The sequence below is a fragment of the Enterococcus gilvus ATCC BAA-350 genome (assembly GCF_000407545.1).
Taxonomy (GTDB): Bacteria; Bacillota; Bacilli; order Lactobacillales; family Enterococcaceae; genus Enterococcus_A; species Enterococcus_A gilvus.
On record NZ_ASWH01000001.1, the window covers coordinates 152,138 to 169,605 of the forward strand.

The 17,468-nt window shown below is 41.7% G+C and carries 18 protein-coding genes; 10 read left to right on the forward strand and 8 right to left on the reverse strand.

Going from position 1 to position 17,468, the window contains the following annotated elements:
* Window positions 1–24 precede the first annotated feature (24 nt).
* Window positions 25–1,104, reverse strand: a complete 1,080-nt coding sequence (locus tag I592_RS00755; protein WP_010782138.1) for a thermonuclease family protein — start codon at window positions 1,102–1,104, stop codon at window positions 25–27.
* 317 nt (window positions 1,105–1,421) lie between these two features.
* Here I592_RS00755 and I592_RS00760 point away from each other — a divergent pair, with 317 nt between their 5' ends.
* The 5 genes from I592_RS00760 to I592_RS00780 all read left to right on the forward strand — a co-directional run bounded on the left by I592_RS00760 (window position 1,422) and on the right by I592_RS00780 (window position 5,771).
* Entirely contained in the window at window positions 1,422–1,841 is a 420-nt protein-coding gene (locus I592_RS00760) for a MarR family winged helix-turn-helix transcriptional regulator (RefSeq protein WP_010782137.1), read from the forward strand.
* A gap of 80 nt (window positions 1,842–1,921) precedes the next feature.
* Window positions 1,922–3,298, forward strand: coding sequence for an MATE family efflux transporter (locus I592_RS00765; RefSeq protein ID WP_010782136.1), 1,377 nt, complete (start codon window positions 1,922–1,924; stop codon window positions 3,296–3,298).
* Window positions 3,299–3,523: 225 nt separating this feature from the next.
* Window positions 3,524–4,570, forward strand: a complete 1,047-nt coding sequence (locus I592_RS00770) for a hypothetical protein (protein WP_010782135.1) — start codon at window positions 3,524–3,526, stop codon at window positions 4,568–4,570.
* Window positions 4,571–5,004: 434 nt separating this feature from the next.
* Window positions 5,005–5,301: a hypothetical protein gene (locus I592_RS00775; RefSeq protein WP_139243596.1), complete on the forward strand. Its 297-nt coding sequence runs from the start codon at window positions 5,005–5,007 to the stop codon at window positions 5,299–5,301.
* 86 nt (window positions 5,302–5,387) lie between these two features.
* On the forward strand, window positions 5,388–5,771 hold the full coding sequence (locus tag I592_RS00780) for an MmcQ/YjbR family DNA-binding protein (RefSeq protein WP_010782133.1): 384 nt from the start codon (window positions 5,388–5,390) through the stop codon (window positions 5,769–5,771).
* Between the two features lie 377 nt (window positions 5,772–6,148).
* On the opposite strand, the gene I592_RS00785 is transcribed toward I592_RS00780, so the two are convergent.
* The 3 genes from I592_RS00785 to I592_RS00795 all read right to left on the reverse strand — a co-directional run bounded on the left by I592_RS00785 (window position 6,149) and on the right by I592_RS00795 (window position 10,101).
* On the reverse strand, window positions 6,149–8,998 hold the full coding sequence (locus tag I592_RS00785) for a DEAD/DEAH box helicase (protein ID WP_010782132.1): 2,850 nt from the start codon (window positions 8,996–8,998) through the stop codon (window positions 6,149–6,151).
* Between the two features lie 12 nt (window positions 8,999–9,010).
* Window positions 9,011–9,406, reverse strand: coding sequence for a (deoxy)nucleoside triphosphate pyrophosphohydrolase (locus tag I592_RS00790; protein WP_010782131.1), 396 nt, complete (start codon window positions 9,404–9,406; stop codon window positions 9,011–9,013).
* A 401-nt stretch (window positions 9,407–9,807) separates the two neighbouring features.
* Window positions 9,808–10,101: a hypothetical protein gene (locus I592_RS00795; RefSeq protein ID WP_010782130.1), complete on the reverse strand. Its 294-nt coding sequence runs from the start codon at window positions 10,099–10,101 to the stop codon at window positions 9,808–9,810.
* A 194-nt stretch (window positions 10,102–10,295) separates the two neighbouring features.
* Between I592_RS00795 and I592_RS00800 the strand changes: the two genes are divergently transcribed.
* The gene (locus tag I592_RS00800; protein WP_010782129.1) at window positions 10,296–11,135 is read left to right on the forward strand and encodes an aldo/keto reductase; all 840 of its coding nucleotides are present in this window, start codon (window positions 10,296–10,298) and stop codon (window positions 11,133–11,135) included.
* A 161-nt stretch (window positions 11,136–11,296) separates the two neighbouring features.
* Window positions 11,297–11,608 carry a hypothetical protein gene (locus I592_RS00805; protein WP_010782128.1) on the forward strand — a complete coding sequence of 104 codons (312 nt, stop codon included), beginning with the start codon at window positions 11,297–11,299 and terminating at the stop codon, window positions 11,606–11,608.
* A gap of 39 nt (window positions 11,609–11,647) precedes the next feature.
* Here the strand turns inward: I592_RS00805 and I592_RS00810 are convergent, their stop codons facing one another.
* From I592_RS00810 to I592_RS00820, 3 genes are read right to left on the reverse strand one after another with little or no spacing between them, the layout of a single operon-like run.
* Entirely contained in the window at window positions 11,648–12,292 is a 645-nt protein-coding gene (locus tag I592_RS00810) for an ABC-2 transporter permease (RefSeq protein ID WP_010782127.1), read from the reverse strand.
* Window positions 12,282–13,031, reverse strand: coding sequence for an ABC transporter ATP-binding protein (locus I592_RS00815; RefSeq protein ID WP_425268417.1), 750 nt, complete (start codon window positions 13,029–13,031; stop codon window positions 12,282–12,284). The genes I592_RS00810 and I592_RS00815 overlap by 11 nt, the downstream gene beginning before the upstream one ends.
* Window positions 13,028–13,495, reverse strand: coding sequence for a helix-turn-helix domain-containing protein (locus tag I592_RS00820; protein ID WP_010782125.1), 468 nt, complete (start codon window positions 13,493–13,495; stop codon window positions 13,028–13,030). Before I592_RS00820 ends, I592_RS00815 begins: the two co-directional genes overlap by 4 nt.
* 182 nt (window positions 13,496–13,677) lie before the next feature.
* Between I592_RS00820 and I592_RS00825 the strand changes: the two genes are divergently transcribed.
* The 3 genes from I592_RS00825 to I592_RS00835 all read left to right on the forward strand — a co-directional run bounded on the left by I592_RS00825 (window position 13,678) and on the right by I592_RS00835 (window position 16,982).
* Complete coding sequence (locus I592_RS00825) at window positions 13,678–14,178, forward strand: hypothetical protein (RefSeq protein ID WP_010782124.1); 501 nt, start codon at window positions 13,678–13,680, stop codon at window positions 14,176–14,178.
* 1 nt (window position 14,179) lies between these two features.
* Window positions 14,180–15,487 carry a glycosyltransferase family 2 protein gene (locus I592_RS00830; protein ID WP_010782123.1) on the forward strand — a complete coding sequence of 436 codons (1,308 nt, stop codon included), beginning with the start codon at window positions 14,180–14,182 and terminating at the stop codon, window positions 15,485–15,487.
* Window positions 15,488–15,656: 169 nt separating this feature from the next.
* Window positions 15,657–16,982 (forward strand): C39 family peptidase, encoded by a 1,326-nt coding sequence (locus tag I592_RS00835; RefSeq protein ID WP_010782122.1) that lies wholly within the window; start codon window positions 15,657–15,659, stop codon window positions 16,980–16,982.
* Between the two features lie 44 nt (window positions 16,983–17,026).
* On the opposite strand, the gene I592_RS00840 is transcribed toward I592_RS00835, so the two are convergent.
* Window positions 17,027–17,242 (reverse strand): zinc ribbon domain-containing protein, encoded by a 216-nt coding sequence (locus I592_RS00840; protein ID WP_010782121.1) that lies wholly within the window; start codon window positions 17,240–17,242, stop codon window positions 17,027–17,029.
* Window positions 17,243–17,468: the final 226 nt, after the last annotated feature.

Sequence of the window (17,468 nt, forward strand, 5' to 3'; positions counted from 1 at the left end):
GGATGCCAAGAGGCACCCTTTTTCTTAATAACATTTTGAACAAGGGGACAATCCGCGCCCCAATGCCTCCTCTAACGTAGCCGGTGAATACGTACCGTTTCCACATTTGTGGGTGTGGTATTTGCTGCCGGTCGGCGTAACGTAAACCGTTTGTCCCTGTGCAGGTTCGGCTGCTTGTGCTTGTTGCTGCGCCTGTTGCTGTGCTTGGGCCTCTGCCTGCGCTTGAGCCGCTGCAGCCTGTTGTGCTTCTGCCTGTCTTTTTGCCTCTGCTTCTTGAGCGACTCGTTGTTCTTCTGCTTTTCGGGCGGCCTCTGCCTCGTCTGCGACTCGTTGTTCTTCTGCTTTTCGGGCGGCCTCTGCCTCGTCTGCAAGCCGTTTTTCTTCGGCCTTTCGAGCGGCTTCCGCCTGTTCGGCTGCTCGTTTCGCTTCTGCTTCTTTCGCTTCTTGCTCTTTGCGTAGCTGTTCTGCTTGGGCTGCTTTTGCAGCTTCTGCTTCTGCACGTGCTTTTTTATAATCATCAGCGGCTGCTTGGTCATAACCTTTTCCCGCTTGAACGTAATTTTCAATACTCCATATGTTTCGCTGTTGTTCTTTTGCTTTTTTTTCTGCCTTTTTGATTCTATCAAGGTACTTTGTGTTTTTTCCTTTAGTGTCGCGAACCATGACCAAGCCTTCGTCAGCAAGTGTTTCTTGAAGAAGCTTACCATCAGCCCAAACATAGACTAATTCTCTTTTTTTGCTGTCACGTTTGGTACCTTTGTCATATTCGATCTGGATTTTTTTAGCGTTTTTCAGAATTTCTTTTGTTCTGTCTTTCGCTTCCTGCGCGTAAGGATTGTCCTTTTTTAGCTTGGGTGCTTGCGTCAACAAATACTTGGCAGTGACGCTCTTGCCGTTTTTCAATTTAAAACGCGTAGTGTTCCCATCAACATACTTTTTAACTTTTACAGTAACCTTTTTATTCGCTTTTCGTTTGGTAGCCGTGGTTTTTTCTGTCTTTTCTTTAGCCGCAGTTACTTGGTACTGTTGTGTGGGGGTCGCAAATAGAAAGCTAGCCAAAAGTGCCAATGTGACCCCAACCTTGATCCCAATTCCCTTTTTCATGTAATACCCTCCTCATACCTAAAAATAATTACTAAAACCAATGTGTATACTTAAATAATACTATATTTTTATGTAAATAAATAAAAAAATTAGAGAAAGTGATTTTTTAATAGTAAGTTTAATAAAGTCTAGAAGGCAGCTCGATGTCATTTTTTTAATAATAACCAAGTTCTGATCAGGAATAGATTTATTTATCTATTAATAGATAGATACCTAATTATTAGGAAACGAAATATTTTGATTGACATTCGGTTTAAGTGCGTGTATATTCTGTTCGAACAGTTAGATATCTAATTTTTAGCGAGGAGGGTATTTGTTTGGATAAACTAGTAGTTTCTAATTTGTTGCGTTCCATCATGAACAAATCTCGAGAATCTATGGATCATCGCGTGAAGGATATGGGGGTCAGTCCACAACAGGGGCGAATGATCGTCTATATTGCGCAAAATGAAGACAAGGGATTGATCCAAAAAGATTTAGCAGAAGTCTTTCAACGTCGCGGAGCAAGTATCACTAGTATGCTGCAAGGCTTGGAGAAAAAAGGCTATATCGAACGGCGAATCCCGGCAGATAATGAACGTCAGAAAAATATCTACGCCTTACCAAAAGGCAAGGCTTTGGTGACGGAGACCAATGAAGCTTTTTATGCGGCAGAAAAAGAATTGCTTCATGCCTTGAGTGAAGCAGAAATCCAACAATTAACTGCGCTGCTCACAAAGATAGACCGCAGCCTTTAATACACAAGCAGGAATGGCCTGCTTGCGGCTTTATAGTTAGAAATCTAACAATTACACCTCTAATAGAAGAAGGTATTCCCATGGAAGAATTTGAAGAAAACGAATCAACGATTTACTATTTAAAAGAAAGCCCAATTCGTAAGGCGATCGCTCATTTATCGATCCCGATGATGGTGGGTATCTCAGCGACGACGATCTACAACCTGATCAATGCGTACTTTATCGGGTTGATCCACGATACCAATATGATGTCTGCGATTACTTTGGCGATGCCGATCACGATCGTGTTGATGGCTGTTGGAAATATGTTTGGTGTTGGCGGAGGCAGCTTTATTACACGATTACTCGGAAGCGGGGAGACTCAAAAAGGCAAAAAAGTAGCGGGATATTCCTTTTACATGAGCATTGCTCTAGGTGTGGTTCTGGGAATCGCCGCGATTCTCTTTATGAATCCCTTAGTCCATCTACTGGGGGCAGACGGGCAAACGTTGCTTTATACGAAACAATATTCAACGATCCTTTTTGCCGGCGGTTTTGCCTTTATTCTGAATTTCGCTTTGGAACAGCTAGTTCGTTCGGAGGGGGCTTCTAAAGAATCCATGTATGGCATGTTTATCAGTGTCGCGGTCAGTATTGCCTTAGACGCGCTATTGATTTTAGTCTTTGACCTACACGTGATCGGAGCGGGAATCTCCACGGTAGTGGCGAACCTCGCAGCAACGAGTTATTATGTTTGGTTTCTGGAAAACAAAAGTGAATCGTTAAAAGGATTCTTGAAGCATGTGAAAATTTCTGTTCAGGATCAAATAGAAATCTATAAGATTGGTGTTTCGGAATTGTTCAAATCCGCGTTTATGATCGTAACGACCTTGTTATTAAATAACTTTTCTGTTGCATATGGCGACAATGTTGTTGCCAGCTTTGGAATTGCTGTACGGATCACACAATTGCCTGAGTTTCTGACGATGGGGCTATTTTTAGGGGCGATGCCCTTGTTCGCCTACAGCTTCGCGGCTCATAATACGAAGCGGCTGAAGGAAGCGTTGAAGGAAGTTTCCTTATGGATCGGCGGCATTTCAATTGTTTTTGCATTGGCAGTTTACTTATTTCGCGTTCCCGTCTTGCATCTGTTCACCAATGATCCTCGAGTGATCCACGTTGGATTGGTCGTCTTGGCAGCCCAACTGGTCTCCTCTGTTTTTAATGGCTTTTCTGGTCTGTTTACAGGGATTTTTCAAGCCTCTGGATTGGGGGCTCAGACAGGGATCATGTCAACGATCCAAGGGACCTTCTTTATTCCAGTCGTCCTACTGCTGCATCATTTCTACGGATTAGACGGCCTCATCTGGTCTATGACGATTACAGAAGGGATCGCGTTCGTCGCTGGCGTGATCATGGTGATTCCCTATGTAAACAAATTAAATAGAAATGAATTGCCAGCGATGCACGAACAATAATATCTGAATAAGTGTTATTTAAAGTGGTCTTGAAAATCAAGATTACTTTTTTTATATAGATTACAAGCGATTTAAAATAATAAATACTCATTTTTATTCATAAAACGAAAAATAAAGAGTTATTTTTTTACGGAAATTGACCATATTTTGAGGTATGATGAATAAGAGAAAATTCAAGAAGTAAAAAATAAACGGGATGTTCCACTTAAAAAGGAGAGAATACTTATGCCAACCAAACCATTGACGCAAATCACACTATTTACGATGGGAAGAGACAATCTGGAAAAACGAATTTTGAAAACGTATGCGGATCTATCTGACTCAGATGCTGCGATTCAGTATATTGTTGCTGTGCTGATTCGTCATTGTTTGTGTATAAGCGACTTTTCGGGAATCTGCAGCGAATTGGTAAGGGATATCTTTTTATCTGAGGAACCGACGGATGTTCTGCGAAAATTTTTCCCGTTGTTTCGTGAGGCCTTTAAAAGTGGAAAAGAGTGGGAGCAGGCCACTCGCCGATTGTATAAAAACACCAAAGAATACCACCGCTACAACAATCGATTAAGCGACAGCAAAAAATATTTGTTCGGAAAGACCACGTCTCCTGAAGAAATGGGAGGGCAGCAATACAAACTAGTCTCCACATTTGAGGATGCTGTGGGAAAGAGCCATTCTTGGAGTCTGCGGGATGCAGATCCGCATTCTTCCGCCTTGAAGATCGATGCCGTTTTAGAGCTGTTGTCTACATTGACGATTTTTGAAAAAGACGGTATTCGCCGTTTTGTTAAACTGGAAAATTCGGAGATCGACAATTGCACACGCTATCTCAAGATCAAAAAAGGGGAGATCGTGGAGGAATCAGAGGTGCAGATTCCTGTTGGACCGACTGTCTCGATGGCTGATCTGATGAACCTGAGTGGGGATGAAAAACTAGAACTCGTAAAACAGCTGTTGCCAGAAGGGATCGTTTTAACAGATATGCGTGGAGACGACCGCGAAAATCCGCAGCCAGAGATTCCGGCGCCTGCCGCAGCGGAAGAATGTCCGCCAGCCAATGACGGGGATCGCTCTAAAGCCCGCGAAGAACGAAAAGAAAAAACAACGAACACGCCTGCACCGGAGCAGTCATTGGCACTTTCTGCGGAAAAGAAACCCTATATCGACTTCCGAAAACCAAAAAGTGAAAAGCAAAAAAATCGTGAACGGAAAGACGAACTCTATAAACAGACGAAAAAGGGAAAGAGCCATTCAAGGAAAAAGAAAAAACGGTGAGGTGAAGGATGAGATAGATTGAATCTTGTAAAAGGGTGGAAAGTCGTATTTTTGTCCCTATTTGTCAGCCGTAAAAACTAAAAACTGTGTCGTTACGACAATGAACCAAAACTATTGAAATAAAAAAGATCCCTTCGAGTTGAAGCAGCTATGTCCACCGAAGACGCCATTCTAAATCTGAGATCAGTAGAAAGAGCTATTAAGACAATGCGGTAGAGGGTATAATTTAAGATAGGCAGGAATTTTAAACTAGGGGAAAGTAAATAATTTTAAATCGCGCCCTACGGTTAACCAGCCGACGAGCCTAAATCTAAAAACAAAGGAACACCAGTTTTTTCTTACTTAACTAGAAGTGGTTTTATTCAAAAAGATCCCAACTTAGGTAATGCCATAAAATCGCTACTGCTTAAGACAGCCCAAAACGAAGTATACGCATGAAGGTCTACAATACTTTATGGACATTAAAATGGATGGAAGAGCAATTTTGTCGGCGGATAGATTTTCCGTTGGATCGTGAGTTGATTTGGCTTTGGCCAGATAGTTATCACTATCTGTATGAGAAAGAGGCGCTTGATTTCGGTCGTTACGCGTTTTTTACGTTTGAAATACCCGCCCATTATTATAAAAAGGCTATTTTGTGGTCAGATTTTTACCGGTGGCATCTTGTATTAAATCGGTTATGGGAGAATGAACCTGATGAATCTGATCGGTATGAACGCATTTTCAATTGAAAAGAAATGAGAAACCTGGAACGATACAAGGAATAACCACAAGACTACACAAAGATTGGGTCAAAAAAATCACTTAGGAGGCCATCATGGAAAAGTCAGCTATTCAACAACGAATGGAAACGTTTAAAGCTTTTGGTGCTGCATTGAAAGGTGCGACAGTATATTTTCGAGAGGATTGGGGCGTACTTTATTTTGATTTGAGAGGCAAGATGTTTGGATTGATGACCGATCAAGCGACGGAGGAGACGATTATTACCTTGAAAAATCTACCTGAAAAAAACGAAGAGCTACGGGAGATGTATCCGGGTGTTGTGATTCCGGGTTATTATACCAACAAAAATCATTGGAACTCGATCAAGTTAGCCAACGAAGAACTAAACGATGACACGATCAAGCAGCTTATCGAGACGTCGTACCGTTTGGTGTATCAGAAGCTGACGAAGAAGGAAAAAGCGGAGATTGAAGGATAAGTAAAAAATTCCAAAAAGTTGCTTGCTTCTTTTATCATGGATAAAGAAACGAAGGACCTCTTATAATCTGAATTTGAGATACTTATTAATTGATCAAGTAGAGTAGCAGACCGATTATAAGGAGTTTTTTATCTATAAATAGCCAAAAAATGATAGTGAATCTGTTTTCATTCTTGTGAAAAGGACTAAATAGCCTACTGAGGATTGCTTGTGAGTAAACTGTTCGGTAACTAGGCAATCCTAGCATTTTTAGCGGGATAAGAATGACAAGACTTCAACTTTTATATTCAATTAAATAGGTGCTCAAATCTCAAAAAGATTTGAGCACCTATTTTTGTCTCAGCGAAGAGAATGTTGAACCAAACGCATTGTTGGATTTAAGTTAAGTATTTAAAAAGTTTAGAGTCAATTGCCTGATTTAACCGCAAATCCATCTCTACTACATTTTGAGATTTGCCATCCTGGGTATTCTTTGATAATTGTTTGATTGAATTTAGAATGGGTTTGGCTTCACCAAGATAATAGAATTCTTTGCCTTCATCATCCGACTTTTTGACAAAGATATGGATAGTCCAACGATCAGTGTCTTGAAGCACTTTTACTTCTGGGGAATTCAAGGTCCGAGGAGACTTAGTAAACCAACGCATAGTAGATTCATCAACTAACTCATCTTCATAAGCCATCTGAGCCCCTTTAAACTCTTCTCCTTTTTGTAAAGTAACAAAAATTACAAAATTACCCTCTTTATAAGTATAACCACCGATGTTTTGATCCACCATTTGTTCCTTCCAATTCAGCATCCGTAAAACATCACGCCGACGATATTTAGCATAATAAGTTAGTGGATTTTCGGGAGTAAACTCTTCTGATTTATAGAAACTTGCAGTTAATAAATCAATTATTAGTTTTTTAAAATACGCATTTTCTAAAGCAAGTTGGAAAGATTTCGTTAGTCTGATAACGTCATTATTTGTTTCAATAATTTCTGCGCCAATATATGTTTTTTTAATTCCGCCAGTAAAAAATTGTAGAGATAAGGTTCTTAATACTGAGTGAACGGTTTTTTTATCACTTTGAAGATGACAATCTTTAAATAAATTTTGAGTCTCTTCAAACGAAAGTGGGGATTGTTCATTAATTAGTTTAGACAATAAGATAATTTCATGTTGTCTAATTCCCGGTAAAATTTCTCTCGAAAGAACCATTAAATATTTATTTTCGACGTCATCCAAAATACCTTCATTATCCCCAATTTTTTCTAAGAAAGTGTAATAAGACTGGAATTTATTCGCGATTAGGATGGGATCAATCATTTTTTGTTGAATAAAATCATTTAAATAGGGAACTCGATTCAATCGATTTTTAACTGAAAAATACACGTCTCTTAGTTCTTTCATTGAGTCAAGGGACGCATCATCGATTGATTTGAAGATACGGTCCTTAGCGATTCTTTCGAAATTGATTGATGAAAGCCCCGTGATATAATTTGTATCAAAAGTATCTTTTCTTAAAGCATCTTTATTACGCGTAATATCACCAGATAAAGCCATGGGGATCATATAATTATTTTTATAATTACCAATAAAGTCAATGATTGTGACAAAATCTTTTGAAGGATCTTTCCTTAACCCGCGTCCTAATTGTTGCACAAAAACAATGCTAGATTGAGTATTGCGTAACATAACTACTTGGTTGATTTTTGGGATATCAATTCCTTCATTAAAAATATCTACGGTAAAAATGTAGTTAATTTCCCCAGATTCCAGACGCTCGATTTGAACTTCTCTTTCTTCAATGGAATGTTCTGCGGTTAAGTAAGTGCTCGGAACATTTTGTGCGTTGAATTGCACGGATAATTCTTCTGCTTCTGCTTTACTACTACAGAAAACAAGCCCTTTTGGAGAATTTCTTGAACAACCATAATAGTTGATTTTCTCTAAAAGAAAAGCAACACGATCTTTGGTTGTTAAGTATTTTAAATCTGTTGTCTCAGAAATAATCACATCATCTTTTTCATAATCAGAAACTCCAAAATAATGAAATGGACAGAGTAATTCTTCTTCTAATGCTTCTTGTAGACGTATTTCATAAGCAATGTTGTAATCAAATAGCTCAAAAATGTTGAATTTATCTGTCCTTTCCGGGGTAGCTGTCATACCTAATAAAAATTTGGGGGTAAAATAATCGATGGTATTGATATAGGATTGAGCACCCGCTTTGTGGACTTCATCAATTAGAATATAGTCAAAGTAATCTTTTTCAAATAATGTATGATAAGTAGGTTTTGAAATCGTTTGGATTGTTGCAAATAAGTATTTTGCTTTCAAATCCTTTTGGCTGCCTGATAAAATGCCAAAACTTTCTTCTGGTTCACCCAGTATTTTTTGAAAAGACTCTTTCGCCTTATTAAGAATTTGTTCTCGATGAACAATAAATAGCATTTTTTTAGGTTTAGCTTGTGAAACATCAAAGGCAGCGAGGTAAGTTTTCCCCGTTCCAGTAGCAGATATTATTAATCCTTTCTCTGCCCCCGAAGCTCTTAACTCCTGTAGGTTCTCTAAAGCAACTTTCTGCATTTTGTTGGGAATGATATATTGAGGCGAGAATTCAGCAATGGCTTCTTTTTCTTCCAAATCGTGATTGTTTACTATTGGTTTGTAAGTGGACCTATAGTGCGTAATCCATTTATTCGATAGGATTTCAGCTTGTTCCCACTCAGTAGCTAAATGGTTCTGAATTTGATGAATCACTGCACCATGCTCGTAGGAAGTTAAGCGAATATTCCATTCATAGTTTAATTTCAAGGCGTTCATCGTTAAGTTAGAGCTGCCAATGATAAATGAATGGTATTCTTTTTGAGAAAAGAGATACCCTTTGGAATGGAATCCATTTTTTGTCGAGATACGAACCTCGAGGTTTGGGATAGCTAAAAGTGATTCAAACATATCAGGATGGTTAAATCCTAAGTAAGTGGATGTCAATAAGCGACCAGATATTCCCCGTGAAGCAAGATCGGAAAGCTGAGATTTAAGAGCATTTAATCCATCCTGAGTCACAAAAGCAACTGAAAAGAAAAAATCTTCGCAGGTATCAGTTTCCTCTTGCAAAACATTCAACAGAAATTCTTTTTGCGTAGGCTGATTGATAATGAGTTTGGGATCGTATTGAGAACCTTCGACTTTTCTATTGATAAATGCTTTTCTTAATGATTGTTCTAAAACATCCATGAAATAGCTCCTTTATAGTGTCGTTTTTAATTTTTCAACTGTAGGAATGTCTGCAGGTGCCCATTCAAGAGTGCCTAATTTGCTGGAGGGTAACCACTTAATGTTTACGTGTTCAGTAAGTGTAGGTACGCCTTCAATTAGATGACAAATAAAAGTTGTTAAATGAACAAAGCCAAAATCATACTCATAGGTAGTAGATTCAAATAGCTCCTCTTCAACGTTTACCGAAATTAAAAGTTCTTCAGTTAATTCCCGTTTTAGAGCTTCAATAGGAGTTTCGTGTTCCTCGATTTTCCCACCAGGGAATTCCCAATAATGTGCCAATGATTTTCCTGACCCACGTTGCGCACACAATATTTTTTGATTGTCGATAATGATAGCACCGACGACTTCAATAGTTTTTTTCATAATGTACTTCCTTTTTAAAATTGATCGAATAATATTATTATAACTGAATGTAATCAAAAGTCCTATTTTGCATAGAGCGACTCCGAGCATAAGTTGTTTTAATGGTTTTGAATCCATTTTTATTTTTTAGTTAGGGGAAGTTTAGCCGCGTATGTAATGCGCCTCTTATTTTTAGATCTTGATAGATCTGATAAAATTTCTGTGATATTCGCTCTTTAAGCTGAAGCGGTAATTAGTTAATTTTCAGAGTAAAGTATTTAAATGATGGCTAATCGTCTCACTGATGAACTAAACGATGACACGATCAAGCAGCTTATCGAGACGTCGTACCGTTTGGTGTATCAGAAGCTGACGAAGAAGGAAAAAGCGGAGATTGACGCGTAAAAAATGACGCTGCTTAATTAAGCAGCGTCATTTTCATTCTTTTTTTCGGACCAATGCAAGGCAAGGTAATAGCCTGTGATACCCATACCAATCAAGAAACAGGCGGCATCGAAACTGTTCAAAGCGGGTTTGAAGAGCGCATAGAGGACCACGACGATCAGCCAGTTCAGGATACTCCATAACACATTTGTGGAGGCAGAGGCGGATTTTTTCCATGGGACATCCCATTTTTCACCGGTAATCCCTTTAACAAAATGAGGGACTCCGTTCGCAAACAGCATACCCAAGATGATACATATAATTGAATCCATCGGAATCTTCTCCTTTTTACGTGTTCAATCTGTAGTATACCTCTTTCCGGCTTTTTTTTCTCGTGATTTTGAAAGAAATTCTTTTGGAATGAGCAGAGGATTTAACAGCAAGGAGAGGGAGGTGTTAAGGTAGATACGTACAATCAGTGAACGGAATGAATGAGAATGTTTGTAACACAAGGAGGAATTTATCGATGAAAGCACCATTGATTACTATGAATGACGGCCATCAGATACCAGCAGTTGGCTTAGGAACATTTCAGATTCGCGGTGGCGTAGGGGTCGATCAAGTATTGACGGCTATCCAGGATGGGTATCGCTTGTTGGACACCTCTACAAACTATGATAGTGAAGGCGTCGTGGGAGAAGCGATTCGTCGTTCGGGGCTTCCTCGCTCGGAATTTTTTGTGACGACCAAGCTTCCAGGAAAGTACCATGCTTACGAAGATGCGTTAATGATGATTCAAGAATCGCTTTTTCGGATGGGGCTAGACTATTTTGATCTGTACTTGATTCACTGGCCTTTGCCAAAACGCGGGCTGTATGTGGAGGCTTGGCAAGCATTAGTGCGTGCTCAAAAGCTGGGTTTGATCCGTTCTATCGGCGTTTCGAACTTTGAACCGGAGCATTTAGACAAAATCATCGAAGAAACCGGTGTTACGCCTGCAGTCAACCAAATCGAGATCCATCCTTATTGGGTGCAGGAGCGCATGCTGAAGGCAAACAAGGAGCGGGGCATCTTAACGGAGGCTTGGAGTCCGCTTGGCCGTGGCAATGACGCGCTGAAGGAAACCGTCATTGCGGAGCTTGCTGAAAAACATGGAAAGACACCGGCCCAAATTATTTTGCGCTGGCACGCAGAACGGGGCATCCTTCCTATTCCAAAATCCCGCAACCTGATCCATCAACGGGAAAATCTGGCTATTTTCGATTTTGAATTGACGCAAGAAGAAGTGGGTCGGATCAATTTACTGGAAAAAGCAGATGGACGAATCGATGACCAAGACCCAAATGAATACGAAGAGTTTGAGTAGTATAGAGGCAGTGGAAAATCCATAGTTAACTAAAAAGTCATCAGTTATAAAATTTTTATTCGGAAAAAAAATCTGATTATACCAGTCATTCATATTTTTATTCAAAAACGTTTTCAATTGTGGCATACTAAAAAGGAAGAGTATGCTGCAAGGGGGACGCAATGAAGAAAATCGTGTTACTAGTTGGAGTAGTGGTGGCGGCGTTTTTGATTTTTCAGGTCACGCAAAAGGGCGAAGTAGAAGAAACGGCTGTTCCAAAGGCAGCGACTTCGCAGCAAACCGAGCGTAGTGAGGCAACCTGTACGAATCGTGACTTGAACGAGTTGGATCAAGTGACCTATTCGCATCACAAAGAGTTGATGGAGGACTTGACGGGCGAGGGGGAACGTGTGAGGAAATCAACGCAAAAGGTCTTTGTAGGCGCAAGCTTAAACGAAGATGGCCGCTCTTGGTCAGGATATTTCGAAAAGTAAAACCGTTTTGATCGGATGGATCGAAACGGTTTTTTTCTGTTAAAGATTTACCTGACGGAAGCGGCGGACAGAGACGCGATAGGTCCCCCACATCATGACGACGTAAATCAGTATTCCAGCAGCTAAAATAGGCAACTGTCTGAGTTGTCCTTTAAGGGTAACGTCCTCTAGCCACGCAAGCGTTGGAAAATGGACCAGCGCCTCTACGATCATGGCGAGGATCGTTGCTGGGATCAGGCCCTTTAGGAAAGAGATCCCTACTTTATAAGCAGTCTTGAAATAGCTTGTTAAAAAGAGAAAATTGAAGCAGGCAAAAAGGATCAGTCCGAATCCATAAAAAGCCGTATTTGCTTCGATGCCTACTGGATTGGGTTTGGACAGGAGCTGCAATCGCAAAAAGGCAAAGGGGATAGAGAGCACGATCGTCAACAGTTGGGAGACCAGCAGGACCAGCCATTTTCCCAAAACGACTTCTGAGCGCTTTAACGGAAGCAGTGCAGAGTAGTAGATGTCGCTGGTCTCTCGGGTATACATCAAATTTACGAAGTTTCCGATCAGACTAAAGAGAAAGACCATCGTATACGGGTATGCGGGAACCAATACTAGCGGCCCCATCAGTGAAAAGATAAACAAATTGGGATGTGCAGCTAACCGAATCTCTTTATATAGTAAGTTAGAAATCATAGTGTTTTTCCTCCATCCGAACCATAATCGCCTCTAACGTAAGGTCTCCGACATCCTCTGGGCGTTTTAGCGTTTGAAAAGAGGCAATAAACTCTTTTTTCGGCGCGGCTTTGATTAATGTCCCTTCTTTAATATAAATGATCGTATCGGCGCATTTTTCTAAATCTGAGGTAATGTGGGTAGAGAATAAAATGCTTTTTTCCCCGTCTTTGACGATCTGCTGAAAAATCGCTAGCAGCTCTTCGCGGGATACAGGATCGAGTCCGCTGGTAGGTTCGTCAAAAATAAAGAGCGTCGCTTGATGGGAGAGCGCCAGGGCAATTAAGTACTTTACCCGCATCCCGGCGGAAAGCTCCTTGATTTTTTTCGTTGGCTCCAAAGAAAAGAGCGTCAAGAATTTTTGATAAGCGGCTTCGTCCCAATCAGTATAGAATCTTTTTGTAACAGCTGTGATATCGCTGATTTTCTTTTCTTTATAAAAATCAATGCCGCCTAGAACGACCCCGATTTTCTGTTTGCAGGCACGTTCATTTTCCAAAAAAAGCTGCTCGAACATCGTTACTTTCCCGTGATCTACAGGGATCAAATTCAGCAAGGCCTTTAAAATCGTGGTTTTCCCCGCACCGTTGACACCGATCAACCCAACGATCTCCCCTTTTGGGATATGGAAGCTGACATTGTTCAATGAAAACGTAGGATACTTTTTTGAGAGCTCCGAAACTTCCAACAGATTCATCAAGCGTCCTCCTCCTTTGGTTCAAAGATCGTTTCCATCATATTCCCAGTCATTTGCATGAAGGTCGTGCTGTCGATCAAAGCGATGCCCTTGGAAGCAGGGTTCGTGTCCCCAAGAACGACCAGCGTGTCGCCAGTCTGGATATTGAACAGGTCTCGGGCTTTTTTAGGCAAAACGAGCTGACCGCGGGCACCGACGGGAACGATCCCGAAGATGTGCTTGCCTGCCGGACCGATGGGCAGACCGTCCTCCTCCTGGTTATGCCGGATCAGATCGGTCAAAGTAACGTCGTAGAGACTGGCAAGCGCATCGCATTTCAAAATATCTGGTAAAGAATCCCCATTCTCCCATTTCGCAACGGCTTGACGCGAGACCTCCAAGCGTTCGGCCACATATTCCAATGACCACTTGTTTCGATTTCGTAAGGATCGCAAGTTGTTCGCGATCGGATTTTTCTGATTTTTCATTTTTTTCCTCCTCCTTGTTTCCACTTTAGCGTAGAGGTCAGGAAAAAGAAATAAACCATTTGTAACAAAATTGGTTCGGTTTCGTTGCAGTGAATAAAAATTAAGCCGCCTTAAATTATGAAAGCAAAAATGTTGTGTTTTCAGAAAACGAAGTCATAATGGTGGAGAAAGAAGGGACAGGCATGAAAAATCAAGAGAATCGCCATGAGGCAGAGAAGCGTTTTGTAAGTGATCACTTTTTTGAAAAAGGACATTGGTGGAACAAATTCTATATTGGTCTACTGACGATCGTTGGTTGGATTGCTGTATCGATCCCTATCTATTGGACCGTCTCATCCACACTTTTAAAAAATGATTCGGCATTTTACCATGTGTGGAATGATCGTACTGGAGAAGCCATCTATTATCATACCGGGTTTCAATTTCTTGTTTCATTAGGCATTATCATTCTGGGCGTATTTTTTCTGACAGTGCGAAACAATCATCGAATCACGCACCATGAAAAAGTAGAAAAATTGTATGATGAGGAAGGCTTGCAGGCTCGAAAGGCGGCGTTGAATGCCTTCTATACAGAACGCTTTGGCTCGGAGGCGCTTCGTCACGAGGTGCGCTATTATTCTGTCCCAGAGGATAAAAATCTAGCAGATGACACGATACGTGAACATTATAAGGAGGCAGAGTAAGATGGCGATTGATACAGGGTACCCCGTTTTAAGTGCAGTGTTGAATGTCCTGTTGTTTATTTTAGTCAGTTACCCTGTTCTCGGCGCTTTTGTTTGGCTGATCGAAGTCATTTTTTATCGAGTGCTTTTTCGTCATAAAAAGACGACGTTCGAAGAGATTCCCGTTTCAGAGGAACCCTTTGTTACGATCATGGTGCCTGCGCACAATGAAGAAGTGGTGATCGAGGAGACGCTAACGTATTTATTGAATGAACTGAACTACCACAATTATGAAGTGCTCGTGACAGACGACGGATCGACCGATCAGACACCTGAGATATTGGCGCGTCTGCAAAAAAACTATTCTCGGTTGCGGGTTCTGAGAATCGAGAAAAACAAAGGCAAAGCCTATGCCTTCAACATCGGAGTAGGTTTTGCGAAGGGCGAATACATATTAAGCAACGATGCTGACACGATCCCAGAGGCGGATGCACTTTGGAAATACATGAATTATTTCATGACCGAGGCAGATCAAAACGTGGCGGCTGTAACAGGTAATATGGATGTTCAAAATCGCTCGAAGATCATTGAAAAGGCGCAGACAGTTGAATTTTCCAGCATCGTCGGAGTGATCAAACGCGGGCAGCTCGGTACATTGGGAACGATGTATGCCTATAGCGGTGCGAACACGATGTACCGGAAAGATGCGTTGATCGATGTCGGCCTGTTTCGCCAAGACCGGGCAACAGAGGATATCAGTATTGCGTGGGATCAACAATTAAACGGTTGGATTCCGACCTTTGCACCAGATATCATGTTTTTCATGGGGGTGCCCAACACCTTGAAGATGCTCTATCGACAACGGAAACGTTGGGCAAAAGGCGGTACAGAAGTGTGGTTGACAAACATGAAGAAAGTGCCGCTGCATCCCATCAAATATTTTGAACAGTTTTTACTGTTCATCGACCAAACCTTCAGTATTTTTTGGAGTTTGTATTACTGGGTATTTTTAGCCGCCTTTCTAGGAACGATGCTCCATGCGTTTGTCCTGGGAGACTACGATCGAATCTTCCATATGCTGGCGCTGTCCTTTATCTTTGTGAATTTTGAGATGCTGGCAGGGTTCATGCAAGTGGCCGCAGCACTGATCATTGATGACAGTGGGCGAAAATTGAAATACCTGATTTTTGCGCCATTCTATATGTTGATCTATTGGATGATGAATGTGCTGACGATCGCGACGACATTTATCCCGGCTATCAAAACAATTTTAGGATTCGGCACAGGGACGTGGGTCAGCCCGACCCGTGTTTCGATCAGTAAGGAATAACAATGTTCGTTTAAACTTCGCGTAAACTCGCGGAGTTTTTTTATTGGAAAGCGTATTAAACGACGAAAAAAAAGATACAAAGTATAATGAAATAATTGATATAATCAATATGTTGATTTCTAAATGAAAGTTGTCAATTGAAGTATAGAATGAGGAAAGGGATGTTCAAATGAAAAAGCGTGTATTACTGGTTTGTTTGGTTACCTTATCAGCCTTTGCCGCACCAGCGGTCATCCAAGCTGAAGATGCTGCGCAAACGAGCGTATCGGAAATACCTTCTGCACCAAGTAAGAGTGACACTTCCGAAAGCGCTATCCAACCGGCTGAAGGGGAAAGCACTGTGCAGAGCGCACCAGCGTCTCAAGAGCCAGAGACAGCTGCGGAAACTCAGACCGCCGTGGTCAACGGGGAAGTCGTGGAAGTGGAGCCGCCGCATAAAGACGGACAAGATGAAGCGAATGCGACGCAAGCGCCGAAGGAGGAGCTGCGAGAAGGCAATGCCCGGTCTTTCCGCGCCGCTGCGGCATCGGTTCCCATGTACCGTCTGTACAATCCAAATAGCGGGGAGCATTTTTACACGAAGACAACCAGTGAACGGGACCATTTGCGTTCTGTGGGCTGGCGGTATGAAGGGATCGGCTGGCAAGCGCCGACTGGCGGAAATCCCGTGTATCGACTCTACAATCCAAACGCTGGAGACCATCACTACACCTTGCTCGCCAGCGAACGAGATCATTTGAAAAAAGTAGGTTGGCGTGACGAGGGGATCTCTTGGTATTCACCAAGTTCAGGGATTCCATTGTATCGGTTGTACAATCCAAATGCGCGATCAGGAGCGCATCATTATACCCCCATCACTTCAGAGCGGGACAATCTAAAACGAGCGGGTTGGCGTGACGAAGGAATTGCTTGGTACGCGGTCAGCGGCGGTGAACAAAGTCATGAAGACTATCGTTTATTGGGTGTGAAGAATTACAATCAATATGCCCTGGGAGCACCCAGCGGCTGTGAAGGCGCGTCCTTGCTTCAAGCTTTGCAATACAAAGGCAAGCTAGGCGGCTGGAGCCTGCGTTCGTTTTTGAACACGATCCCGAAATCACCGAATGGGAATCCGAACAACGGTTTTGTAGGATCTCCGTTTGTTGAAAATTCCTATACGTATTCAGCGATCTATCCAGCACCGTTAACGAGCTGGGGACAAAAATATGGAAACGTCCAAAACATTTCAGGCAGTTCAATGAATACATTGATCAACGAAGTCAAAAATGGCAATCCCGTAGTGGCGTGGGTGACGATCAACTTCCAACCGATCCGTTGGGGGAATTGGAACTTCGGTGTCGCTGCCAACAACAACCATGCAGTTACGCTAGACGGCTACAACAAGGCGGGCAACCAAGTCCATGTGTCCGATCCGATCAGCGGCTCTTACTGGGTGAACCGCACGACCTTCGAAAACATCTACAATGCAAGAAAATACGCAGTAGTGGTTCGATAATCCTGGACAAACAAAAAAGCGGCGCGCGCCGCTTTTTTTGTTGTTTAGCCTCCACCCATCAAGAAATCGAGGATGTTCCAGCCATCTGACGTTTCCCCACGATAAAGCTCTGTAAATCCACATGTTTTACAACTGATCGTAATAAACTTTTTATTTTGGACATCAAAAATCTTCGCAAAATTCCCACCCGTTGCTTGGAACTGATCGGACAAATAATGCTGCCCCCCACACTTCTCACAAACATATTGTTTTCTTTCCATTTTTATCACACTCCTTTTAGGTTGGCGCCTGTATGTTCAAGCAGTATACGACCGAACACCGTGTATGAATCAGGCCATTTTTCGTAGTCCGTATTTTTTATCGCCTGTGAAAGGTTCGATGCGCATTCCTTCTATTGCTTTAAATTATAGGGAAGTCTTGGGCCCGCTTCATCCGTCTTTAGCAGTATCTATCAAATTCTTTTTTGACAAAACAGCAGTTATCTGG

What these genes read in the sequence shown, in the direction of transcription:
- I592_RS00755 (WP_010782138.1), bottom strand. Translation starts at nt 1,104, where the DNA reads ATGAAAAAGGGAATTGGGATCAAGGTTGGGGTCACATTGGCACTTTTG.
- I592_RS00765 (WP_010782136.1), top strand. Translation starts at nt 1,922, where the DNA reads ATGGAAGAATTTGAAGAAAACGAATCAACGATTTACTATTTAAAAGAA.
- I592_RS00770 (WP_010782135.1), top strand. Translation starts at nt 3,524, where the DNA reads ATGCCAACCAAACCATTGACGCAAATCACACTATTTACGATGGGAAGA.
- I592_RS00775 (WP_139243596.1), top strand. Translation starts at nt 5,005, where the DNA reads ATGAAGGTCTACAATACTTTATGGACATTAAAATGGATGGAAGAGCAA.
- I592_RS00780 (WP_010782133.1), top strand. Translation starts at nt 5,388, where the DNA reads ATGGAAAAGTCAGCTATTCAACAACGAATGGAAACGTTTAAAGCTTTT.
- I592_RS00785 (WP_010782132.1), bottom strand. Translation starts at nt 8,998, where the DNA reads ATGGATGTTTTAGAACAATCATTAAGAAAAGCATTTATCAATAGAAAA.
- I592_RS00790 (WP_010782131.1), bottom strand. Translation starts at nt 9,406, where the DNA reads ATGAAAAAAACTATTGAAGTCGTCGGTGCTATCATTATCGACAATCAA.
- I592_RS00795 (WP_010782130.1), bottom strand. Translation starts at nt 10,101, where the DNA reads ATGGATTCAATTATATGTATCATCTTGGGTATGCTGTTTGCGAACGGA.
- I592_RS00800 (WP_010782129.1), top strand. Translation starts at nt 10,296, where the DNA reads ATGAAAGCACCATTGATTACTATGAATGACGGCCATCAGATACCAGCA.
- I592_RS00805 (WP_010782128.1), top strand. Translation starts at nt 11,297, where the DNA reads ATGAAGAAAATCGTGTTACTAGTTGGAGTAGTGGTGGCGGCGTTTTTG.
- I592_RS00810 (WP_010782127.1), bottom strand. Translation starts at nt 12,292, where the DNA reads ATGATTTCTAACTTACTATATAAAGAGATTCGGTTAGCTGCACATCCC.
- I592_RS00820 (WP_010782125.1), bottom strand. Translation starts at nt 13,495, where the DNA reads ATGAAAAATCAGAAAAATCCGATCGCGAACAACTTGCGATCCTTACGA.
- I592_RS00825 (WP_010782124.1), top strand. Translation starts at nt 13,678, where the DNA reads ATGAAAAATCAAGAGAATCGCCATGAGGCAGAGAAGCGTTTTGTAAGT.
- I592_RS00830 (WP_010782123.1), top strand. Translation starts at nt 14,180, where the DNA reads ATGGCGATTGATACAGGGTACCCCGTTTTAAGTGCAGTGTTGAATGTC.
- I592_RS00835 (WP_010782122.1), top strand. Translation starts at nt 15,657, where the DNA reads ATGAAAAAGCGTGTATTACTGGTTTGTTTGGTTACCTTATCAGCCTTT.
- I592_RS00840 (WP_010782121.1), bottom strand. Translation starts at nt 17,242, where the DNA reads ATGGAAAGAAAACAATATGTTTGTGAGAAGTGTGGGGGGCAGCATTAT.